The sequence below is a fragment of the Microbacterium sediminicola genome, assembly GCF_039531125.1.
GTDB classification, from domain to species: domain Bacteria; phylum Actinomycetota; class Actinomycetes; order Actinomycetales; family Microbacteriaceae; genus Microbacterium; species Microbacterium sediminicola.
On record NZ_BAAAPL010000001.1, the window covers coordinates 507,550 to 527,153 of the forward strand.

The following is a 19,604-nucleotide window of genomic DNA, read 5'->3' on the forward strand; positions in this document are numbered from 1 at the left end:
GCGTCGTGTCATGAACGTGTTGGACGGACTGGACGAGCATCAGCTCGAAGCGGTGCGAACCCTTCGCGGACCCGTCGCGGTCATGGCGGGAGCAGGATCCGGAAAGACGCGGGTCATCACCCGGCGCATCGCGCACGGCGTGGATGTCGGCGCCTTCAGTCCCGGCCGCGTGATGGCGCTGACGTTCACCAGCAAGGCTGCCGGCGAGCTCCGCGGGCGGCTGCGCACTCTCGGCATCGAGGGCGTCTCAGCGCGAACATTCCATTCCGCGGCTCTGGCCCAGCTCAACTACTTCTGGCCGACACTCACCGGGGATGCACTCCCTGCCATCGTCGACAACAAGGTTCGCCTCCTCGCCCATGCCGCCGACACACTCCGCCTCGATCCGGATCGAGCCACTCTGCGGGAGGTGGCGAGCCACATCGAGTGGCGCAAGGTCCGGATGCGGACGATCGACCAGTACGCCCGTGAGCACGCGGGCGGTGCTGTGGGGCCCCTCAGCACCGCCGTGGTCGTCGAACTCCAACGGGCCTACGAGCAGCTCAAGGATGAGCGACGCCAGCTGGATTTCGAGGATGTCCTGCTCGCCTGCGCAGGAATGCTGGAATCCGAAGATCGCGTCGCCGCGGCCGTCCACGAACAGTATCGACACTTCACCGTCGACGAGTATCAGGATGTCTCGCCGCTGCAGCAGCGGCTACTGGAACTGTGGGTCGGGGATCGTCAGGACCTGTGCGTGGTCGGGGACGCCAGCCAGACCATCTACTCGTTCGCGGGCGCAGATGCGAGATTCCTCCTCGAATTCGGTCATCGCCATCCTGATGCGCGGGTGGTCGAGCTGCCGCACAACTATCGATCGTCGCCGGGCATCCTTTCGGCCGCGAACCAGCTGATGCGCGGCCGGCCGGGCTCCGTCGAACTCGTCGCCGGCGACGTGCACCGCGGCGTGGGGGACGATCTCCTTCCGATGGTCGCGGAGCATCGCGATGAGATCGCCGAAGCCCGGGCGGTCGCGGCATCTGTTGCCGAGCGGATCGCGGCGGGCGCGGACCCGCGGGCGATCGCCGTGCTCTATCGCGCGCACGGGCAATCGGCCGAGCTGATCGAGGCACTCGCCGACGCGGGCGTGCCGACCACCGTCCTGGGCGGCACCCGGTTCTTCGACATCCCCGAAGTGCGCCAGGCGATCATGGCGTTGCGAGGAGCGTCGGTCGCCCCTCTGGAGAACGGCTTTGTGGATACGGTGCGTGACGTTCTGCGCTCGCTCGGATTGACCGATCAGCCGCCGCCTGCCGGAGGTGCCGTGCGTGACGCGTGGGAGGCCCGCGCGGCGCTGCTGCGGCTGGCCGAGGAGGCGCCGGAGGGGACGACGCTGCGGGAGTTCACCGACGACGTCATGGCCCGTGCTCGCGCGCAGGACGAGCCCGCCCTGAGGACCGTGACGTTGGCGACGCTCCACGCGGCGAAGGGGCTCGAGTGGGATCACGTCTACCTCACGGGGATGGCCGAGGGGCTGCTGCCGATCGGCTACGCCACCGGTTTCGAGGCGATCGACGAAGAGCGGCGACTGACCTACGTCGGCATCACGCGGGCACGGCGAACGCTGTCGCTGTCGTGGTCGCGGGGATCCCGCGGGCGAGAGCCGTCCCGTTTCCTGCAGGAGATCCGCACGTGCACGCGGGATGCGGTTCCCAGGTCCGCTCCACGTGGCGGGGCGTGGACACGTCGAGGAGGCGACTGACGCCCACCAGACCGTTCTTCAGCATGCGTGCGGCGTGCATGCCCGCTTCGAGCGCGAGCGCCGCCGGACCGACAGGGGCGCTGCGACCGAACAGTTGCGCGGTCAGGGCGGGCCAAGCGGAATCCGCGTCGCGGTGGTGCGCCGCGAGGCACGCCAAGCATGCACCTCGCCCCGGGATGACAACCGGACCCACGAGTGCGGTCCCCTCATCGAGGACGACCGGTAGATGCGGCACGTCGTCGGCGACCAGTCGTGCCGCACGCCGCGGATGCACCGCGAGCGCGGCGAGGAGAACGACGGCGCGACCATCGCGGACGGGATCAGCGGGCGCGGCATCATCCGTGACGGTGACCCGAACGGAACAGCCCACCGCCTCGAGCCCGATGACGACCGACCCGACATGCTCCGCGCTCGCGTCGGTCGTCGTCTGCACCTCGACATCGAGCGGGGAGACCGCGGCGTCGATCAACACCGACTCCACACGGGAGATCAGCGCCTCTGCCTCCTCCGCGTTGCCGGCGCCCAGCGCGAGTGCCAGCGGAATCGCCGTCACCGCGGGCAGGCCGCGTTCGAGCTGGCGAATGAACTGCAGCTGCCACAGTGGAGGATCGACGAGTCGGAGCGCGCCCTCGATGCCGAACTGCAGGATCGTGGGCGTGCGCCACAGCGGCGGGAAGGCGGGGTCGATGCGCAGCATGGCCCGATTGTGTCCGGGGACCCGCCGGTAGGCGGCGCGCTGTCCACAGGGAGACCGCGTGGCCCCGGGCACAGCGTTGGGGAGGAGAGGGCCCGAGACAGCGACGACGGCGTCCGCGCCGTGCGCGGTCAGACCGGGTCAGTGCCCTCGGTCGGCTCGTCCGTCTGGTCGTCCTCCGCCGACGGGGCAGGGTCTTCTGCGGCCAGCAGACGCGCCAGCGCGTCGTCGAACTCGTCGCCGACCGGCTCCTCACCCCGGGCTCGGGCGGTGAGCCGTGCCACGAGCGCGGCGGGGTCGTCGATGTCGTGCGCGGTGGGCACGAGGTCGGGGGAGTCCCAGAGCTCGTCGCGGGCGGCGATGCCGACGGCATCAGCGACCGCGCGCCACATCGCGGCTGCCTCGCGGATGCGACGCGGGCGCAGCTCCAGGCCGACGAGCGCGCCCAGAGCCTGCTCGGCGGGCCCACCGATGGCGCGACGACGCCGCACCGTCTCCGCGATGCGTGCCGCGGCCGGCAATCGCGAGGTGGCCTGCTCGGTGACGACATCCACCCAGCCCTCGATGGTGGCAAGCGTGGTCTCCAGACGCGAGAGCGCCGCCTTCTGTGCGTCGGAGCGCTCGGGCAGCAGCGCACCGGTCTCCAGTGCCTCGCGCAGCTCTTCGGGATGCGCGGGGTCGAAGCGCCCTGCCATGTCCTCCAGCGCCTGGGTGTCCACGCGCACACCCCGGGCGAACTCGCTCACCTGCGACAGGACGTGCAGCCGCAGCCACCGGGCGTGGCGGAACAGGCGCGCGTGCGCGAGTTCGCGGGTGGCGACGTACAGCACGAACTGGTCGTCGGGGATGTCGAGGTCGCGCGTGACGGCCGCGAAGTTCTGCGGGATCACCGCCGCATGCCCGTCGGCGAGCAGCGGGATGCCGACATCTCCTCCGGAGACGACCTCGGTCGACAAATCGCCCACGACCTTGCCCAGCTGCGTCGCGAACAGTGATCCACCGACGGTGCGCATGACTTTTCCGGCGTTGGCGATGAGACCCTGGAGGTCGTCGGGAGCCTGTTCCTGCAGGGCCGCGGTGAAGGCATCCGCGATGCTCGTCGCCACCGGCTCGGCGAGCTCCTGCCACACGGGGAGCGTCGCCTCGACCCAGCCGCCGCGGGTGAGGGCCGTGCCCGGCGCGGGGATATCGGAGATCGCGGTGGCCTCGCCCAGCCAGAGCGAGGCGAGCGTGAAGGCCTCATCGACCGCGCTGCGATCGGCGGCCCCGATCCCGGCCCCGTCCTTGTTCGCGATGTGCAGCGCCTGGCGCTCGGCGAGTTCCCACGAGATGCCGCCGTGCCCGGCGGAGGCGAATGCGCCCTGTAGCTGGGACAGGGCGCTCTGCAGCATCGCCGGGTCGAAGCCCATCTTCGACAGCTCAGCCAGCTGCTCGGGATCCATTCCTGCTCCGCCGAAGAGCTGGCGAAAGATTTCGGGCAGGTCCTCGTCCGGACCCGGTGTCTCGTCGGCCACGTGTTCCGCCTCTCAGCCGCTTCATGGTGACGCGAACTACGCTAGTCGTACGACTCATCGCACCCGCCGGCTTCTGACGAATCGCCGTACGCCGGTCGCGAACGACCGATCAAGGGGATGCTGTGGCTCTGTTCGACGAGAACGTCACCGTTGTGCCTGCGCCGCGACGTCGGCGCAGCCGCGGGACGCAGGTCGGGCTGTGGGCGCTGGTGGTCGCGCTCGTGACGCTGCTGGCGTTGACGTTCCTGCCGACTTCGTACGTGATCGAGCAGCCGGGGCCCGTGTACAACACACTCGGCACGGTGCAGACCTCGGACGGTGAGACCGTCCCCCTCATCGAGGTCGCGGGCGCACCCACCTACGAAACCTCGGGTGCCCTGGATCTGCTGACGGTGCAGGTCGCGGGTTCACCCGAGCGACGTCCGTCCTGGTTCGAGCTGGCGATGGCATGGTTCGACCCGTCCCGGGCCATCGTGCCGATCGAGTCCGTCTTCCCCTCCGGTGTCACCTCGGAGGAGCGCAGCGAGGTCAACGCGGCACTGATGGTGGATTCACAGGCCGAGGCCACCGCGGCAGCGCTCACCGAGCTCGGGTACGACGTGGGCACGGCCGAGACGGTGTACTCGGTCGGCGAGGGGTCCGCGGCCGACGGCGTGCTCGTGGCCGGGGACGTCATCGTCGCCGTCGGCGGGCAGGACGTCGCCGATGTGCAGCAGATCCGCGACCTCGTGCAGGACGCGGACGGCGCCGCCGTGGCAATCGACATCCTGCGAGACGGCACGCCGATGACCGTTTCTCTCACGCCCGCCTTCGATTCCGAGAGCGATGCGTGGCTGATCGGGGTGACGCTCACGACCGAGTACGACTTCCCGGTGGATGTCACCATTCAGCTCGACAACGTCGGCGGGCCGAGCGCCGGAATGATGTTCGCGCTCGGGATCATGGACGTGATGACCCCCGATCAGCTCAACGGCGGCGCGGAGGTCGCCGGCACCGGGACGATCACCGCCGACGGCGTCGTCGGCGCCATCGGCGGCATCCGGCAGAAGCTCTGGGGCGCGCTGAACGCCGGCGCGGAGTATTTCCTCGCGCCGGACAGCAATTGCGACGAGGTCGCGGGCAATGTGCCGGGTGATCTGCAGGTGTTCGCCGTGGCCACGCTGGATGACGCGCTCGCGGCCCTCGACGCGATCCGCACCGACGCCGATCTCTCGGCGTTGCCCACCTGCGGTTGAGAGATCGCGAGCGCAGTCACCAGCGTTCTCACGGCCGGGGTCCGCGGAGCCCCACTTAGGATGGGGTGGTGACCACGACTCCTGCGCCGAAGAAGGCGTCACCGTCCCGCCGCATCATCGCGATCACCCTCGCCGTCCTGGCGGCCCTGGTCGTCGGGTTCTTCGTCTTCGTGAGCCTGTACACGGATTGGTTGTGGTTCGCTCAGCTGGGCTACACCCAGGTGCTGACCACCCAGTGGCTCGCGCGCGTCGTGATGTTCGTCGTCGGCTTCGTCGGCATGGCGCTCCCGGTGTGGGTGGCGATCCAGCTCGCGTACCGGCTGCGCCCGGTGTACGTGCGGATGAGCTCGCAGCTGGACAGATACCAGGAGGTGATCGAGCCCCTGCGGCGTCTGGCCATGTGGGGGATCCCGACGTTCTTCGGGTTCTTCGCCGGCTTCGCCGCCTCGACGCAATGGCAGACCACGTGGCTGTGGTTCAACGGTGTCGCCACCGACGTGACCGACCCGGAGTTCGGCCTGGACACCGGCTTCTACCTGTTCGCCATGCCGTTCTACAGCGCGCTGCTCGGCTTCGTCTCGGCCGTGCTGCTGGTCGCGTTGCTGGTGACGGTCGTCGTCTCGTACCTCTATGGATCGGTGCGGATCGGCCAGCGTGAACTGCGGATCTCGAAGGCCGCCCGCATCCAGATCGCCATCATCGCCGGTCTCTACGTCCTCGTGCAGGCCGCGAGCCTGTGGCTGGACCGCTACATCACGCTCGTGCAGACCGGTGACCGCATCACCGGGCCCGGGTACACGACCGCCAATGCGGTGATCCCCGGCCTCGCGATCCTCTCCCTCAGCGCCGTCGTGGTCGCCCTGCTGTTCTTCGTGACCGCGGTCATCGGACGCTGGCGGTTCCCGCTCGTGGGCACCGCGGTGCTCGTGATCGCCACGATCGTCGTCGGCATCGGCTACCCCTGGATCGTCAACACGTTCCAGGTGCAGCCGAACCAGTTCGCCTACGAGCAGGAGTACTACCAGCGCAACATCGATGGGACGCAGGCCGCGTACGCCGTTGACGGGCTGGAGGAGATGAACTTCACCGCGGCGACCGACGCCGAGGCCGGCCAGCTACGCGAGGACGCCGAGACCACGGCGCAGATCCGCATCATGGACCCGGCGATCATCGGTCCCACGGTGCAGCAGCTTGAGCAGTTCCGCTCGTACTACCAGTTCCAGGACCCGCTGGATGTCGACCGCTACGAGATCGACGGCGTGAGCCAGGACACCGTCGTATCGGTGCGCGAGCTCAACATCGACCAGCTCGGTGCCGCCGCGACGTGGCAGAACACGTCGCTCGTCTATACGCACGGGTACGGGCTCGTCGTCGCCGAGGGCAACAACCGCACCACCGAGGGAGAGCCCGTCTTCCTCGAGCAGGGCATCCCGACCTCCGGGTTCCTCACCGACGAGGGCAGCTTCGAGCCGCGCGTGTACTTCGGGGAGAACTCGCCCGAGTACTCGATCGTCGGCGCTCCCGAGGGCACGACGCCCGTCGAGTTGGACTACCCCACGGGGACCGACGGGTCCAGCGACACCAAGACGACCTTCTCGGGCGACGGTGGACCGAGCATCGGGAACGTCTTCAACCGCTTGGTCTACGCGCTGAAGTTCCAGTCCGAGCAGATCCTGTTCTCGGACTACATCAATGACGACTCGCAGATCCTCTACGATCGCGATCCCGCCGAGCGCGTGCAGAAGGTCGCTCCCTACCTGCAGCTGGATTCCGACCCGTACCCGAGCGTCGTCGACGGCCGGATCGTATGGATCATCGACGCCTACACCCTCAGCGCGAACTACCCGTACTCCTCGACGGTGAGCCTGCAGGAGGCGATTTCGGACTCGAACACGAGTCTGCAGCGCTTCGGGCTCGACGACATCAATTACATCCGCAACTCCGTGAAGGCCACGGTCGACGCGTACGACGGCAGCGTGACGCTGTACGCCTGGGACGAGACCGACCCGATCCTGCAGGCATGGCAGAACGTCTACCCGTCGACGGTGAAGCCGGTCAGTGAGATGTCGGCCGACCTCATCAGCCACGTGCGCTATCCCACGGACCTCTTCAAGGTGCAGCGCGCCATCCTGGGCGTGTATCACGTGAGCGACGCGCAGTCCTTCTACCAGCGTGACAACGTGTGGGAGACGCCGAACGACCCGCAGAACGACACGCAGCTGCAGCCCCCGTATTACCTCACGATGCAGATGCCGGGACAGGACGAGCCGTCGTACTCGATGTTCACGACCTTCATCCCCTCGTCCGAGGCCGGGACCGCGCGCAACGTGCTCATGGGCTACCTCGCCGTGGACTCGAATGCGGGCAGCACCGCCGGGGTGATCGGCGAAGGGTATGGAAAGCTCCGCCTGCTGGTGATCGATGCGGACACGACGGTGCCCGGTCCGGGCCAGGTGCAGAACACCTTCGATGCCGACCCGGTCATCTCGTCGCAGATCAACCTGTTGGCCCAGGGGCAATCCGAGGTGCGCAACGGCAACCTGCTGACGCTCCCCGTGGGTGGCGGTCTGTTGTACGTGCAACCCGTGTTCGTGCAGTCCTCCGGTGCGACACAGCTTCCGACGTTGCAGAAGGTGCTGGTGTCCTTCGGTAATGAGATCGCGTTCGAGGACACCCTCACCGAAGCCCTCGACGCGCTGTTCGGCGGCGACGCCGGTGCTGACGCCGGCGATGACGGGATCGAACCCGTCGATCCCACGATCGACGACGGTACGACTGACGATGGCGCCACCGACGATGGCACGACCACCGATGAGTATCAGGCGGCGCTGGATGCCGCGCAGCAGGCGATGCTCGCGCGCGATGAGGCACTGCGCTCCGGTGATCTGGCCGCGTTCGCCGAGGCCGACCAGGCCCTCACCGACGCCGTGCAGACGCTGATCGATCTCGGAAGCGCCCAGTAGCGAGCGACGGCTGATGATCACCCGGTGGTGGGTGCGGTCCCTCAGAGGGTCAGCATCCACCACCAGATCAGGAGGAGCGTCACGACGAAGCCGGCGAACTGGTTGAGCCACAGGAAGCGCCGCCACCCTGCCGTAGCGCGGGCGGCGTCGGCATCCGCGACCGAGCGATACGGCCAGACGACGACGAGGTAGGGCACGGCCGCCAGCGCGGCCAGGGGACCTGGCCACGGCGTGGCGAGCATCACCGCGCCCGCGAGCGCGTAGCAGGCGAGCGCAAAGCGCACTGTCCAGGCCGCTCCCCGGGACGTTGCGATCGATGCGATCCCCGCGGCGCGGTCGGCCTCGACATCCTGGACCGCCCCGAACGCGTGCGAGGCCACCCCCCACAGGGCGAAGGCGACGATGATCGCCATCAGACCCCACGTCCATGTCGCCCCCGCCAGCACGAGGCCGTACACGGCAGGGGAGAAGAAGTGGATGCTGCTGGTCACCGAGTCGGCGAAGGGGCGCTCCTTGAGCCGCAGCGGCGGCGCGCTGTAGAACACGACGAAGAAGAGACTCGCCGCCAGCACGAGCCAGGACAGCGGGGATCCGACCACGACGAGGTAGACGACGAAAGGCACGCAGGCCAGGGCCGCTGCCCAGAGGGTGATGCGATGCATGCGACGGTCGAGCACGGCGCCGTGCGCGCCACCCTTGCGGGGGTTGCGCAGGTCCGATTCGTAATCGAACACGTCATTGATGCCGTACATGGCGAGGTTGTATGGCACCAGGAAGAACAGCGTGCCGACCACCAGCGGGATGTCGATCTCTCGCGTGGTCAACAGGTAGGCGGCCGCGAACGGGTAGGCGGTGTTGATCCAGCTCACCGGACGCGAGGAGATCACCAGTTCCCGTGCGATGCGCCCCAGCGGGAGGGGGGACCGCGAATCACTCATCGATGCTCCGGGCGTGAGCACGTCCCTCGGGCAGAAGTGCGAAGATCGCGGGCATGAGGAAGGCGGCGCAGATCGCGTACGAGAAGTCCTCGATCGGGGCCACGCCGATGAGGATGCCGCTGGAGACGCCCTCCGGGTAGACGACCAGGCCGGCGCCGATCATCACGTTGTCGAAGATTGCCGTGAGGACGACCAGGATGATCGCGGCGACCCCCGATGCCGCCATCCGCTCGCGCATCCTGGGTCGTCGCGACGAGATCCACACGACACTGATCGTGATCAGGGCGAAGGGGATGATCGTGAGCGCGTAGGTCATTGGGCGTCGCCCACGCTGTCGGTGTTCTGCGCGTCGGCGGTGGCTCGCGCGGCCGACCACCGCACGACGCCCGCGAACGCGACCAGGGCCAGGTAGCAGAGGAAAGCGAGGAACACCGGCTCTTCGAGCGGCAGCTCGGGTGCGAGGTCTATTCCCGTGAAGAGCGGGCTGTCACCCTTCGCGAAGGAGCGGGTGAGGATCCCGACAGCATCCCAGACGAGGAAGAACACCACGCCGATGCCGACACAGACCAGCGTCCGCACCGGGGCGCCGAACAGCGCCAGCCGCCAGCGGGCGTCGATGATTCCCACCCCCAGCATCGAGAGCAGGATGGCCGCGAGGTAGGTGCCGGGCATGTCAGACCACGCTCGGCTCGGGGAGTGGTCCGGGGGAGTGATCCGAACGCAGCCGCTTGACGATGAGCTCCGCCGAGATCAGGCACATCGGGAGGCCGATTCCGGGCAACGTCGACGCTCCGGCATACATCAGCCCTTCGACCTTCTTCGAGGCATTGCCGGGCCGGAACATCGCGCTTTGCCGGAGGGTGTGGGCTAGCCCCAGGGAGTTTCCGCGCCACGCGTGGAAGTCGTGTTCGAAGTCCCCCGGTGCGATCGTGCGGCGTACGCGAATCCGTTCGGCAAGGTCGGGGATGTCGCACCAGCTCGCGATCTGCGCGATCGCGCGGTCCGCGGCCGCTTCGATCGCGGGGGAGCCGGCGCCGTCGATGCCGCCGCGTCCGAGCGCAGGGTCTGCCGGAACCGGCACCAGGACGAAGAGGTTCTCGCTTCCGGCGGGTGCCACAGAATCATCGGTTGCCGACGGCTTGCAGACGTAGAGCGATGCGGGGTCGGGCAGTCGAGGGTCAGCGCCGAAGATGTCGTCGAAGTTCGTGCGCCAATCCGCCGAGAACAGGAGCGTGTGGTGGGCGAGTTCGGGAAGTGCGCCGTCGACGCCCAGCATCAGGAGCACGGCTCCGGGACTCGGCGTGCGCGAGTGCCACCACTTTTCGGGATACGTCTGCAGGTGACGCGGCAGCAGCTCGGTCTCGGTGAAGTGCAGGTCTGCGCTGGAGACCACGAGGTCGGCATCCACGTGCGTGCCATCCGCCAGGGTCAGCCCGGACGCCCGCGTGCGGCCACCTCGCCCGTCGGTGTCGATGCCGGCGACAGGGGCGCCGGTTCTGATGAGGACGCCCTGCGCCCGGGCGACGCGTTCGACGGCACGGATGACTTCGTACAGCCCGCCCCGGGGGTAGAGCACACCGTCCGCGAGATCGAGGTGACTCATGAGGTGGTACAGACTCGGCACGCGGTCGGGCGAGCCGCCGAGGAATACCGCCGGGTAGCCGAGAATCTGCCGAAGCACCGGAGTGTCGAAGCGTCGCTCGACGTGGCGTTCGAGTTTCGAGGTGAGTAGCGGTGCCAGCTGCGGAAGACGCCGCAGCAGCTGCGGGTCACGCAGGCCCGCCGTCGACTCGTAGGTGTCGTAGAGGAAGCGCCCCACCGCCAGATCGTAGGCATCCCGCGCGCTGTCCAAGTAGGTCCCGAGGACCTTTCCCGCTCCGGGCTCGATGCTCTCGAAGAGGGCCGTCGAAAGATCTCGACCGCTGCGGATGTCTATCGGCGCGGATCCGTTCGCGTCATCCGGCTCCTGGTACACGCGATAGGCAGGATCCAGGGTGACCAGGTCGAGCTCCTGCGCCGCGCTCGTGCCGAGCAGGCGGAAGAAGTGGTCGAACACCTCCGGCATCAGATACCAGCTGGGTCCGGTGTCGAAGCGGAATCCGTCGCTCTCCCAGCTCCCGGCTCTTCCGCCGACCTGCGCGCGGGCCTCGTAGACCGTGACTTCCCAGCCTTCGCGGGCCAGCAGCGCTGATGTGGCCAGACCCGCGATCCCTGCGCCGATCACGGCGGCCGTTCCCTGCGCGCCGCTCATGCTGCGCGCCGCTTCGCGGGGCGGCCCAGACACGCGCGGGCGAGGATCACGGCTTTCGCCGCGTCGGGGACGCGCACGCGCCTGCCGGGCACCGGCTCGGCGCGGAGTCGGTGCGCCAGCTCGGCGAACAGATCGTGCGCTGCGGTGACGGCGCGTCGGCAGTCGGCAGGCAGCTGCGCGATCACCAGACGCGCCGCCTCCAGATCCTGCTCGATGCGCGCGAGGATGTCTGTTCGCGTGTTCGTGGTCTCGTCGATGGCCAGGTAATCCCGGCCCAGTCGCGTGCGATCGTCATCGAGGTCGCGCAAGAAATTGACATCCTGGAACGCGGACCCGAGGCGTCGCGCCCCCTCTGTCAAGCGCTCGTCCGGCTCATCTCCCCCCGGTCGCCCCGCGTTCACGAAGACCCGGAGGCACATCAGACCGACGACCTCGGCCGATCCGAACACGTACGAGTCGTGTGAGGCGCCGTCGTGCGTCGTGGTCGCGAGGTCGGTGCGCATCGCCGCGAAGAAGGGGGCGATGAGACTTTCGTCGATGCCGCACTCGCGGGCGGTGGCCGCGAAGGCATGGACGATGAGGTTGCTGCTGAAGCCGCGCTCGATGGCCGTGACCGTCTCCGTCTCCAGGTCATCGAGCACGCGCCGGGCTTCGGCGGGGTCGACTCCCGCTTCGGCTGCGGGGCCGTCCACGATCTCGTCGGCGACGCGCACCAGCGCGTAGATGTTGCGCACGTGCGGGCGCGGCCTCGCACCGAGAAGCCGCGTCGCCATGCCGAACGACGTCGAGTACGAACGGATGACGACGGCCGCGGCGCGGCGTCCGGCAGCGTCGTACAGCTGGAGGCCGGTGGGGCTCTGGCTCATGGCATCCGTCTCTCGATGAGGTCGGCGAGGCGGCGGATCAACCCGACCGCCGCCCCCGGAAGCGATGCGTCCTCGGCGCCGGCGCGCACATCGTGCAGCCGCTCCTGAACGAGCTGCTGCATGCGCAGGCGCGCGCCGCTATGCTCCAGAGCCTTCTGAGCGCTGCGCACCGCGATCGGCCCGGTGGGAGCCAGTGCCAGGGCCGTGGTCACCTGGGGCCAGCTGCTGCTTTCGCGCGCCATGGCGATCAGGGGCGTGCGTTTCGTCTCGCGCAGATCGCTGCCGGCATCCTTTCCCGCCTGTTGTTCGGTCCCGAACGCACCGATGAGGTCGTCCACGAGTTGGAACGCGAGACCCAGCTTGCCGCCGAGTCTCTCCAATTCGCGGGTCTCTGCGCTGGATGCTCCCGCCAGGACGGCCCCCGCGATGAGGGGGGCCGTGAACGAGTACACCGCTGTCTTGTCATGTGCCGTCGTCAACAGATCCTGCGCACTCCCGATCTCGGGCAGGACGGCGTTCTCGACGTCGGCGAGTTCACCCCCGGCAGATACCAGGACGGCATGGCTCAGCACATCCAGCAGTCGTTCGCGGATGCTGTCTTCCGGCATGCGCGCGATGATCACGGTCGCCTCATGGAGGAGGAGGTCCCCGGCGAGGATCGCCGCGGCATCCCCGAGAAGCGCCGCACCGGCCGGCTCGGCTCCCCGCGCGCGTCCCCGCAGGCGGAACTGGCCGGCGACGTTCGGGACGCCGCGGCGGGTGAGGTCGTGATCGATCAGGTCGTCGTGGATGACGAATGCACCGTGCAGCAGCTCGAAGGCCCCCGCGACCGGAAGCAGATGCGGGCACTCGTCGGGGTCGGCGCCGAAGGCAAGGAAGGAAGCGACGACCAGGTGCGGTCGCACGCGCTTACCGCCGCTGACCGCGCTGCGCATCGCCGCGGTGAGCGCCTGAAGCAGCTCGGTGGATCCGGCGCGTCGACGGATCGCATCGAGCGACGCGTCGATCTGGGCGTCGATTCCGGCGTGGAGATGGTCGGGGATCATCAGCATGCCATCCGCTGGAGCCCGGTCGGCTCGAACAGGTGGAGCTGCTGCGACTGCAGGACAAGCCACGGACTGAACGCCCAGGGCGTGGCGGCAAGGCCCTCCCGCAGCTGTGTGGGAGGGACCCATCGCGCCTCGAGGACCTCGCGGGGATTCAGGTCGAGGTCATCCACGGTGCGCGCGATGTACACCGGGCAGATCTCGTTCTCGACGACACCGCTGGCGTCCGTGGCTCGATAGCGGAACAGGGGGAGGGCGAGCTCGATCTCGCTGAGGGTGATGCCGAGCTCAAACTCCGCGCGGCGGTGGACGGCGTGGAGGAGGGGCTCGGCGGGGCGGGGGTGTCCGCAGAAGGAGTTGGTCCAGACACCGGGCCAGGTCTTCTTATCGAGCGCGCGCCGGGTCACGAGCACGTCACCGTCCTCGTTGACGACATGACACGAGAAGGCCAGATGGAGAGCGGTCTCGGTGCCGTGCACGCTCGCTTTCGGGGCGGTACCAATCGGCGTGCCGTCGTCGTCGACGAGTACAACTTCCTCGTTCATCGTCATCGCGTGCGCTCCCTGGGGTCGGTGTGGCTCTACCTAATCACTATTTCGCTAGTTTAGCTAGTAATAGCCAATGGGAAGGTAGTATTGCGGACAGGTCGGCGGAAAGTCGGGAAAGGGCGGAGTCGGTGGACGCGCATCAGCAGGCTGTGTTCGACGTGCTGGTTGCCATTCGTGCGCTCAATGACGCCATGGATCGGATGAACGGCGGCATGAAGGGCGAGATGGACATGAATGTCACTGACCTGGCAGCGCTGCGGATGCTGATCATCCGCGAGCAGCGAGGTGAGTCGGTCAGTCCGCACCATGTAGCCGAGCATCTCAAGATTTCGACCGCTTCCACCACAAAATTGCTGGATCGGCTGGAGCGAGACGGTTATCTCGAGCGTCAACCACACCCCAGTGATCGGCGTTCGCGCGTTGTCGCACTGACCGACCTCTCGCGCCAGCGCTTCTTTCAGCACTTCGCGCGCCGGCTGCAGTTGCTGCGCGGGGTGACAGAGCCGTACAGCGAAGAAGATCTCCGGCTGATCGAGGGCTACCTGGATCGCTTGAGCGAAGCGATCGAGCAGGACTGATCCTCGTCGAACCGCGTGCGGGTGGCGCCGGTGGCGTGTGCATGCAGATCCGTGCTAGGCTCTTTCCTTGTGCCGCGGGGTGGAGCAGTTCGGTAGCTCGCTGGGCTCATAACCCAGAGGTCGTAGGTTCAAATCCTGCCCCCGCAACCAAATCCGCAAGAGGCCCGCTTCGGCGGGCCTCTTGTTTTTCCCGTTTGCCGTGGGCGCCTGAGACCGGGAGGATGGCCGGGTGACCACCTCCGATGCCGCCTCACTCGCCGTCGCGGTCGTTCAGTTCGCCCCGTCGGCAGATTCCCGCGCGAACCTCGACCAGATAGCGCACGGCGTCCAAACGGCAGCGGAGCGCGGAGCACGCGTGGTGCTCCTGCCGGAGTATTCGAACGTCTTCATCGACCCTTTCGACGAGTCCCTGGCCGCACGTGCGGAGCCGCTTGACGGTCCGTTCATCACCGCGCTGACAGCTCTGGCCGAGCGGTGGGCAGTCGTCATCGTCTGCGGTGTTCTCGAGTCGACGGGTTCAGGAGTGCGCAACACCGCTGTCGCGGTCGATGCCTCCGGCATCCGTGCCTCCTATCGCAAGCTGCACCTGTACGACGCCTTCGGGCATCGCGAGTCGGACTGGATCACGGCAGGTGAGATCGCTCCTCCCGAGACCTTCGAGATCGCCGGCTTCCGCTTCGGGCTGATGACCTGTTACGACCTGCGCTTCCCTGAAGTCGCGCGCACGCTCGCCGACGTCGACGTGGATGTGATGCTCGTTCCGGCTGCGTGGATGCGGGGACCGCTCAAGGAGTTCCATTGGCGGACGCTGTTGACCTCGCGCGCCATCGAGAACACCGCATACGTGGTCGCGGCCGACCATCCGCCGCCCCTCGGGGTGGGGAACTCCGCGGTCGTGGACCCGCAGGGAGTGGCGATCGCCGGGATCGGCACGGGGACCGAGGTCGTCGTCGCCCATCTCGACCGTGCTCTGCTCGATCGCGTACGCATGGTGAACCCTGCCCTCAGGCTCCGGCGCTTCCAGGTGATTCCGCGCTGACTCCTGCCCCGCCGGGGAGCGCTCCGGGTGCTGCATGGCGTCTGCATAGGTGGTTCCCGACGGCGACATAGGATTCACACAGCATCCGACGGCAACGTGGGTCGTGCTTGGAAGGAGCACCAATGAGCAACGACAACACCGTCGAGCCGGAAGGCTCGTCGTCCGCCGACAACAGCATCCCCGCGACCACCCCTGAGAACGTTGCTCCGGCCGCCGCGGGGGACACTCTTCCGACCGAACCCCTGGTACCGGCATCCGCGGCCGCGCCCGCCGCGGCACCGTCTTACCCCGCGGCCGGGCACGCGCACCCGCAGCAGCCGGGCGCGACGCAGGCTTCGCAGGCACCCGGCGCGGCGCAGTCTCCCGCCTTCGCGTACTACACACCCCCGTCCACCCGCACCGAGCGCGCGAAGGTCGGTGCCGGCAAAGTCACCGGCATCATCGTGGCCGCGGCCCTCGTCGGCGGTCTTGCCGGCGTCGGCGGCGCATACGCCGGCAACGTCCTCTTCGCCGATGAGACGACCTCGGTCGCCGCCGGCCCCGTGAGCGTCACCGTCAACGACACCGAGTCGGTCAACCAGACCACCGCGATCGCCGCGATCGCGCTGCCGTCGGTCGTCACGATCTCGGCGACCTCCACTGCCGGAGGCGGTACCGGATCCGGAGTCATCCTCAGCGAGGACGGCTATGTCGTCACCAACACGCACGTCGTGACACTTGATGGTGCGACCTCGGACGCCGTGATCACCGTCACGACCTCCGACGGAGCGGTGTACAACGCGGAGCTCGTCGGCACGGATCCGGTCTACGACCTGGCCGTCATCAAGCTCGTCGATGCCGAGGGGCTCACACCCATCGAATTCGCCGATTCTTCGGATCTGAACGTCGGGGACGTCGCGGTCGCGATCGGTGCGCCGCTCGGGCTGTCGAACACCGTCACTACCGGGATCGTCAGCGCGCTGTACCGGTCGATTGAAATCGCCTCCGCGGCAGCGCCCGACTCATCCTCAACCGACAGCGACAGCGACGACAGCTCCAGCGACAGCCCGTTCTACTTCGATTTCGGTCAGGGGCAGACGTCTACCGCGACCGAGACGATCAAGATCTCGGTCATCCAGACCGATGCAGCGATCAACCCCGGCAACTCGGGCGGTGCGCTCGTCGACTCCGAGGGGCGTCTGATCGGCATCAACGTCGCCATCGCTTCCGCGAGTTCCAGCTCTGACACCTCCGGCTCGATCGGTGTGGGCTTCTCGATTCCCTCGAACGTCGTCCAGCGTGTCGCGCAGGAGATCATCGAGACCGGAACGGCCACGCACGGTCTGCTCGGCGCGAGCGTGCGCGACGCGGCTTCGGTCGATGGCTCGAGCACGACAGGCGCCTATGTCGTCGAGGTGACCGATGGCGGAGCAGCGCAGGTCGGGGGTCTGCAGAGCGGCGATGTGGTCACCGCGTTCAACGGCGTGCCGGTCGCTGACGCGACCGACCTCACCGCGCTGGTGCGTGCTGCCGCGGCCGGCAGCGAGGCGACCGTGACCTACCTGCGCGACGGCTCGAGCCACACGATCGAGGTGACTCTCGGAGAGCTCGACGGCTGACATCGTCACCGGGAATGAAGAACGCCGCCTCGATCCGAGGCGGCGTTCTTCATTCCCTTCCGATCGGCTTGGTAGTTTGGACGGGTGAGCGACTCGACAGACACTTCCGCAGCCGCTGACGAGAGCGAGCCGCCCGTCGTCGAAGAGGAAAGCCCCGATGTCGAGGAGCTCCCCGACGTGGAGGAGAGCACCGAGGCCGAGGACCCCACCGAACTCGAGGAGGTCGTCGTCATCGAGACCGACGACCCCGTCGTTCCCGGCGTCGAAGAGGAAGCCGCGCCCGCGGTTCGGCTCGCAGGGGTCCGCAAAGCGTTCGGCGAGTTCCAGGCACTCGCCGACATCACCCTCGATGTTCCCGCCGGGTCCTTCTATGGGCTCGTCGGACCGAACGGTGCGGGAAAGACGACCACGCTGTCGATCATCGCCGGCCTGCTCGCCGCCGACGACGGAGACGTCGTCGTCGCGGGAGTCGACGCGCACGAGCGCCCGCTGGCAGCCAAGCGGGCCCTCGGGGTGCTGCCCGATCGGCTGCGAATCTTCGACCGGCTGACCGGGCGCCAGCTGCTCTACTACTACGGCGCCCTGCGGGGCCTTCCCGCGGCGGAGGTGGAGAGCCGGGCCGCGGATCTTGCGCGCGCCTTCGATCTCACCGAGTCGCTGGGGCGCGTCGTGTCGGACTACTCCGCGGGCATGACGAAGAAGATCATGCTGGCGGGGGCCCTCATCCACTCCCCGCGTGTTCTTGTGCTCGACGAGCCCTTCGAAGCGGTCGACCCGGTCTCGAGCGCCGCGATCCTCGACATCCTCTCCGCCTACGTCGAGCACGGGGGCACGGTCATCCTCTCGAGCCACGGAATGGAACTGGTCGAGCGCGTCTGCTCTCGAGTGGCGGTGATCGTCGGCGGCGAGCTCGTCGCCGAGGGCGCGGTCGCCGATGTGCGCGGTGAGGGGACACTCGAGGAGCGCTACCGGGAACTGGTCGGCGCAGCATCCACGCGGGAGGGGCTCGAGTGGTTGCACATGTTCTCCGACTGAGGCTCGCGCTCCTGGTGGGCGCGCTGCGCGGAGACTCGCGGCATGTCACGAGGGTCGTGCTGGGGCTGCTGCTGGTCGTTGCCGCCACCGTCGTCGTGGCCTGGGGCGTCCTCGGGCTGGCATCGTCGTCGGTTGATGTGATCGGGGCGCTCACCGTCTTCGCCGGGTCGGCGGTGACCCTCGGTTTCTTCCTCGCCCCTATCGTCACCGCCATCAGCGATCCGCTTGATCCGCGACGATTCCGCGTGTTCGCCCTCCCGTCGCGGCCGCTCGCCGCGACGCTCGTGCTCGCAAGTCTTCTCAGTCTCCCGCTGTTCGCGCTGATCGTGCTCGTCGTGTGCGCAGGCATCGTCTGGGCCGAGGCCGGGGTCAGCATCCTCGCGCTGGTGACGGCCGGGGTGCTCGGCGTCCTCACGTGCGTGCTGCTGGCGCGGCTCGCACACGGGCTCGCGGCGATGATGTTCCGCGAGCGCCGTTCGCGAGAGCTGTCCGGGCTGCTCCTCGTCCTGATCGTGGTCGTCGTGGTGCCGGTCGGGGTCTTCCTCGCGTCGCTGGACTGGAACGGGGCCGTGCCCGGCGCGCTGGCCGAAGCCGTCGGTGTGATCTCCTTCACCCCGCTCGGGGCGGCATGGGCGTTTCCCGCACTGCTGGCCGCGGGGGAGGGGACGGCATGGCTGGCACTCGCGGTCTCGATCGTGACGGTGGCAGCCCTCGGCTACGCGTGGCTCGCCCTCGTCCATCGCCAGCTCACGACGATCGATCGTCCCCTCACGACGCGCGAGCGCGGTGGGCTCGGGTGGTTCAGCGTCGTCCCGGGCACCCCCGCGGGAGCGGTAGCCGCGCGCAGCCTCGTCTACTGGGGCAGGGACCGCCGTTATCTCGTGAACCTGCTCGTGATCCCGTTCGCGGCGCTCGTGACAATGGTGCCGCTCTTGGTCGCGGGTGTGCCGTTGAACGTCGCCGTGCTGGTCCCGGTGCTCTTCGCCGCGCTGTTCTTCGGTTGGCTGCCCCACAATGACCTCGCCTACGACTCCACCGCGATCTGGATGCACGTGGCCAGCGGTCTGCGGGGGCTTCCCGACCGCGTCGGCCGCCTCGTCCCGATCGTCCTGATCGCGGTGCCGGTGCTCGCCATCGCGGTGCCGGTCTCCGTGGCGCTGCACGGGCGGTGGGCGATCGCGCCGGCCATCGTCGGCGCGTGTCTGTCGTTGTTCCTGTCCGGGCTCGGGCTCTCGAGTATCTCGTCGGTAGCGGCGCCCTACCCGGTGACCTCGCCGGGAGAGAGCCCGTTCCAGCAGCCCCAGCGCACGGGATCTTCCGGCGCGGTGCCACAGGCCGTGGTCATGATCGGCGCGCTGGTGCTGTCGGCGCCGCCGCTGTGGTGGACGTGGCTCTCCCTGACCAGCTCGGTCGATGCTGCGGAGCTGGCATTCTGGTCCGGGCTCGGGATGGGCGTCTTCATTCTCTTCGTCGGTGTGATGACAGGTTCGGCGGTCTTCAACCGGCGCTCGCGCCGCATCATGGAGTTCGCAGCGGCGACCTGAGCCCAGCCCGCGCG

16 protein-coding genes and 1 tRNA gene are annotated in these 19,604 nt (G+C 68.3%); 9 read left to right on the forward strand and 8 right to left on the reverse strand.

Annotated elements, in window-relative coordinates; genetic code table 11:
• Positions 1–10: 10 nt before the first annotated feature.
• Complete coding sequence (locus ABD206_RS02185) at positions 11–1,741, forward strand: ATP-dependent helicase (protein ID WP_344068623.1); 1,731 nt, start codon at positions 11–13, stop codon at positions 1,739–1,741.
• A gap of 825 nt (positions 1,742–2,566) precedes the next feature.
• Here ABD206_RS02185 and ABD206_RS02190 read toward each other — a convergent pair.
• Positions 2,567–3,949 carry a zinc-dependent metalloprotease gene (locus tag ABD206_RS02190; protein WP_344068626.1) on the reverse strand — a complete coding sequence of 461 codons (1,383 nt, stop codon included), beginning with the start codon at positions 3,947–3,949 and terminating at the stop codon, positions 2,567–2,569.
• Positions 3,950–4,071: 122 nt separating this feature from the next.
• Here ABD206_RS02190 and ABD206_RS02195 point away from each other — a divergent pair, with 122 nt between their 5' ends.
• Entirely contained in the window at positions 4,072–5,184 is a 1,113-nt protein-coding gene (locus tag ABD206_RS02195) for a YlbL family protein (RefSeq protein WP_344068629.1), read from the forward strand.
• A gap of 68 nt (positions 5,185–5,252) precedes the next feature.
• A complete protein-coding gene (locus ABD206_RS02200; protein ID WP_344068632.1) occupies positions 5,253–8,147 on the forward strand; it encodes a UPF0182 family membrane protein in 2,895 nt (964 codons plus the stop codon).
• A 41-nt stretch (positions 8,148–8,188) separates the two neighbouring features.
• Here ABD206_RS02200 and ABD206_RS02205 read toward each other — a convergent pair whose 3' ends face one another.
• The 7 genes from ABD206_RS02205 to idi are packed head-to-tail and all read right to left on the reverse strand — an operon-like array spanning position 8,189 to position 13,799.
• Positions 8,189–9,085 (reverse strand): prenyltransferase, encoded by an 897-nt coding sequence (locus ABD206_RS02205; protein WP_344068635.1) that lies wholly within the window; start codon positions 9,083–9,085, stop codon positions 8,189–8,191.
• Positions 9,078–9,401, reverse strand: coding sequence for a lycopene cyclase domain-containing protein (locus ABD206_RS02210; protein ID WP_344068638.1), 324 nt, complete (start codon positions 9,399–9,401; stop codon positions 9,078–9,080). The genes ABD206_RS02205 and ABD206_RS02210 overlap by 8 nt, the downstream gene beginning before the upstream one ends.
• Positions 9,398–9,757 carry a lycopene cyclase domain-containing protein gene (locus tag ABD206_RS02215; RefSeq protein ID WP_344068641.1) on the reverse strand — a complete coding sequence of 120 codons (360 nt, stop codon included), beginning with the start codon at positions 9,755–9,757 and terminating at the stop codon, positions 9,398–9,400. Before ABD206_RS02215 ends, ABD206_RS02210 begins: the two co-directional genes overlap by 4 nt.
• Before the next feature lies 1 nt (position 9,758).
• A complete protein-coding gene (crtI, locus tag ABD206_RS02220; RefSeq protein WP_344068643.1) occupies positions 9,759–11,336 on the reverse strand; it encodes a phytoene desaturase family protein in 1,578 nt (525 codons plus the stop codon).
• A complete protein-coding gene (locus ABD206_RS02225; protein ID WP_344068645.1) occupies positions 11,333–12,202 on the reverse strand; it encodes a phytoene/squalene synthase family protein in 870 nt (289 codons plus the stop codon). Before ABD206_RS02225 ends, crtI begins: the two co-directional genes overlap by 4 nt.
• Complete coding sequence (locus ABD206_RS02230) at positions 12,199–13,254, reverse strand: polyprenyl synthetase family protein (protein ID WP_344068647.1); 1,056 nt, start codon at positions 13,252–13,254, stop codon at positions 12,199–12,201. Before ABD206_RS02230 ends, ABD206_RS02225 begins: the two co-directional genes overlap by 4 nt.
• Positions 13,248–13,799 carry an isopentenyl-diphosphate Delta-isomerase gene (gene idi, locus ABD206_RS02235; protein WP_344068649.1) on the reverse strand — a complete coding sequence of 184 codons (552 nt, stop codon included), beginning with the start codon at positions 13,797–13,799 and terminating at the stop codon, positions 13,248–13,250. Before idi ends, ABD206_RS02230 begins: the two co-directional genes overlap by 7 nt.
• Before the next feature lie 125 nt (positions 13,800–13,924).
• Here idi and ABD206_RS02240 point away from each other — a divergent pair, with 125 nt between their 5' ends.
• The 6 genes from ABD206_RS02240 (at position 13,925) to ABD206_RS02265 (ending at position 19,590) form a co-directional block, all read left to right on the forward strand.
• A complete protein-coding gene (locus ABD206_RS02240; RefSeq protein WP_344068652.1) occupies positions 13,925–14,374 on the forward strand; it encodes a MarR family winged helix-turn-helix transcriptional regulator in 450 nt (149 codons plus the stop codon).
• Between the two features lie 73 nt (positions 14,375–14,447).
• Positions 14,448–14,524: transfer RNA gene (locus ABD206_RS02245), tRNA-Met, on the forward strand.
• A 79-nt stretch (positions 14,525–14,603) separates the two neighbouring features.
• Positions 14,604–15,413 carry a carbon-nitrogen hydrolase family protein gene (locus ABD206_RS02250; protein ID WP_344068655.1) on the forward strand — a complete coding sequence of 270 codons (810 nt, stop codon included), beginning with the start codon at positions 14,604–14,606 and terminating at the stop codon, positions 15,411–15,413.
• Between the two features lie 122 nt (positions 15,414–15,535).
• Complete coding sequence (locus ABD206_RS02255) at positions 15,536–17,011, forward strand: S1C family serine protease (RefSeq protein WP_344068658.1); 1,476 nt, start codon at positions 15,536–15,538, stop codon at positions 17,009–17,011.
• Between the two features lie 84 nt (positions 17,012–17,095).
• Positions 17,096–18,046 carry an ABC transporter ATP-binding protein gene (locus tag ABD206_RS02260; RefSeq protein ID WP_344068661.1) on the forward strand — a complete coding sequence of 317 codons (951 nt, stop codon included), beginning with the start codon at positions 17,096–17,098 and terminating at the stop codon, positions 18,044–18,046.
• Positions 18,022–19,590, forward strand: a complete 1,569-nt coding sequence (locus ABD206_RS02265; protein WP_344068664.1) for a hypothetical protein — start codon at positions 18,022–18,024, stop codon at positions 19,588–19,590. The genes ABD206_RS02260 and ABD206_RS02265 overlap by 25 nt, the downstream gene beginning before the upstream one ends.
• Positions 19,591–19,604 lie beyond the last annotated feature (14 nt).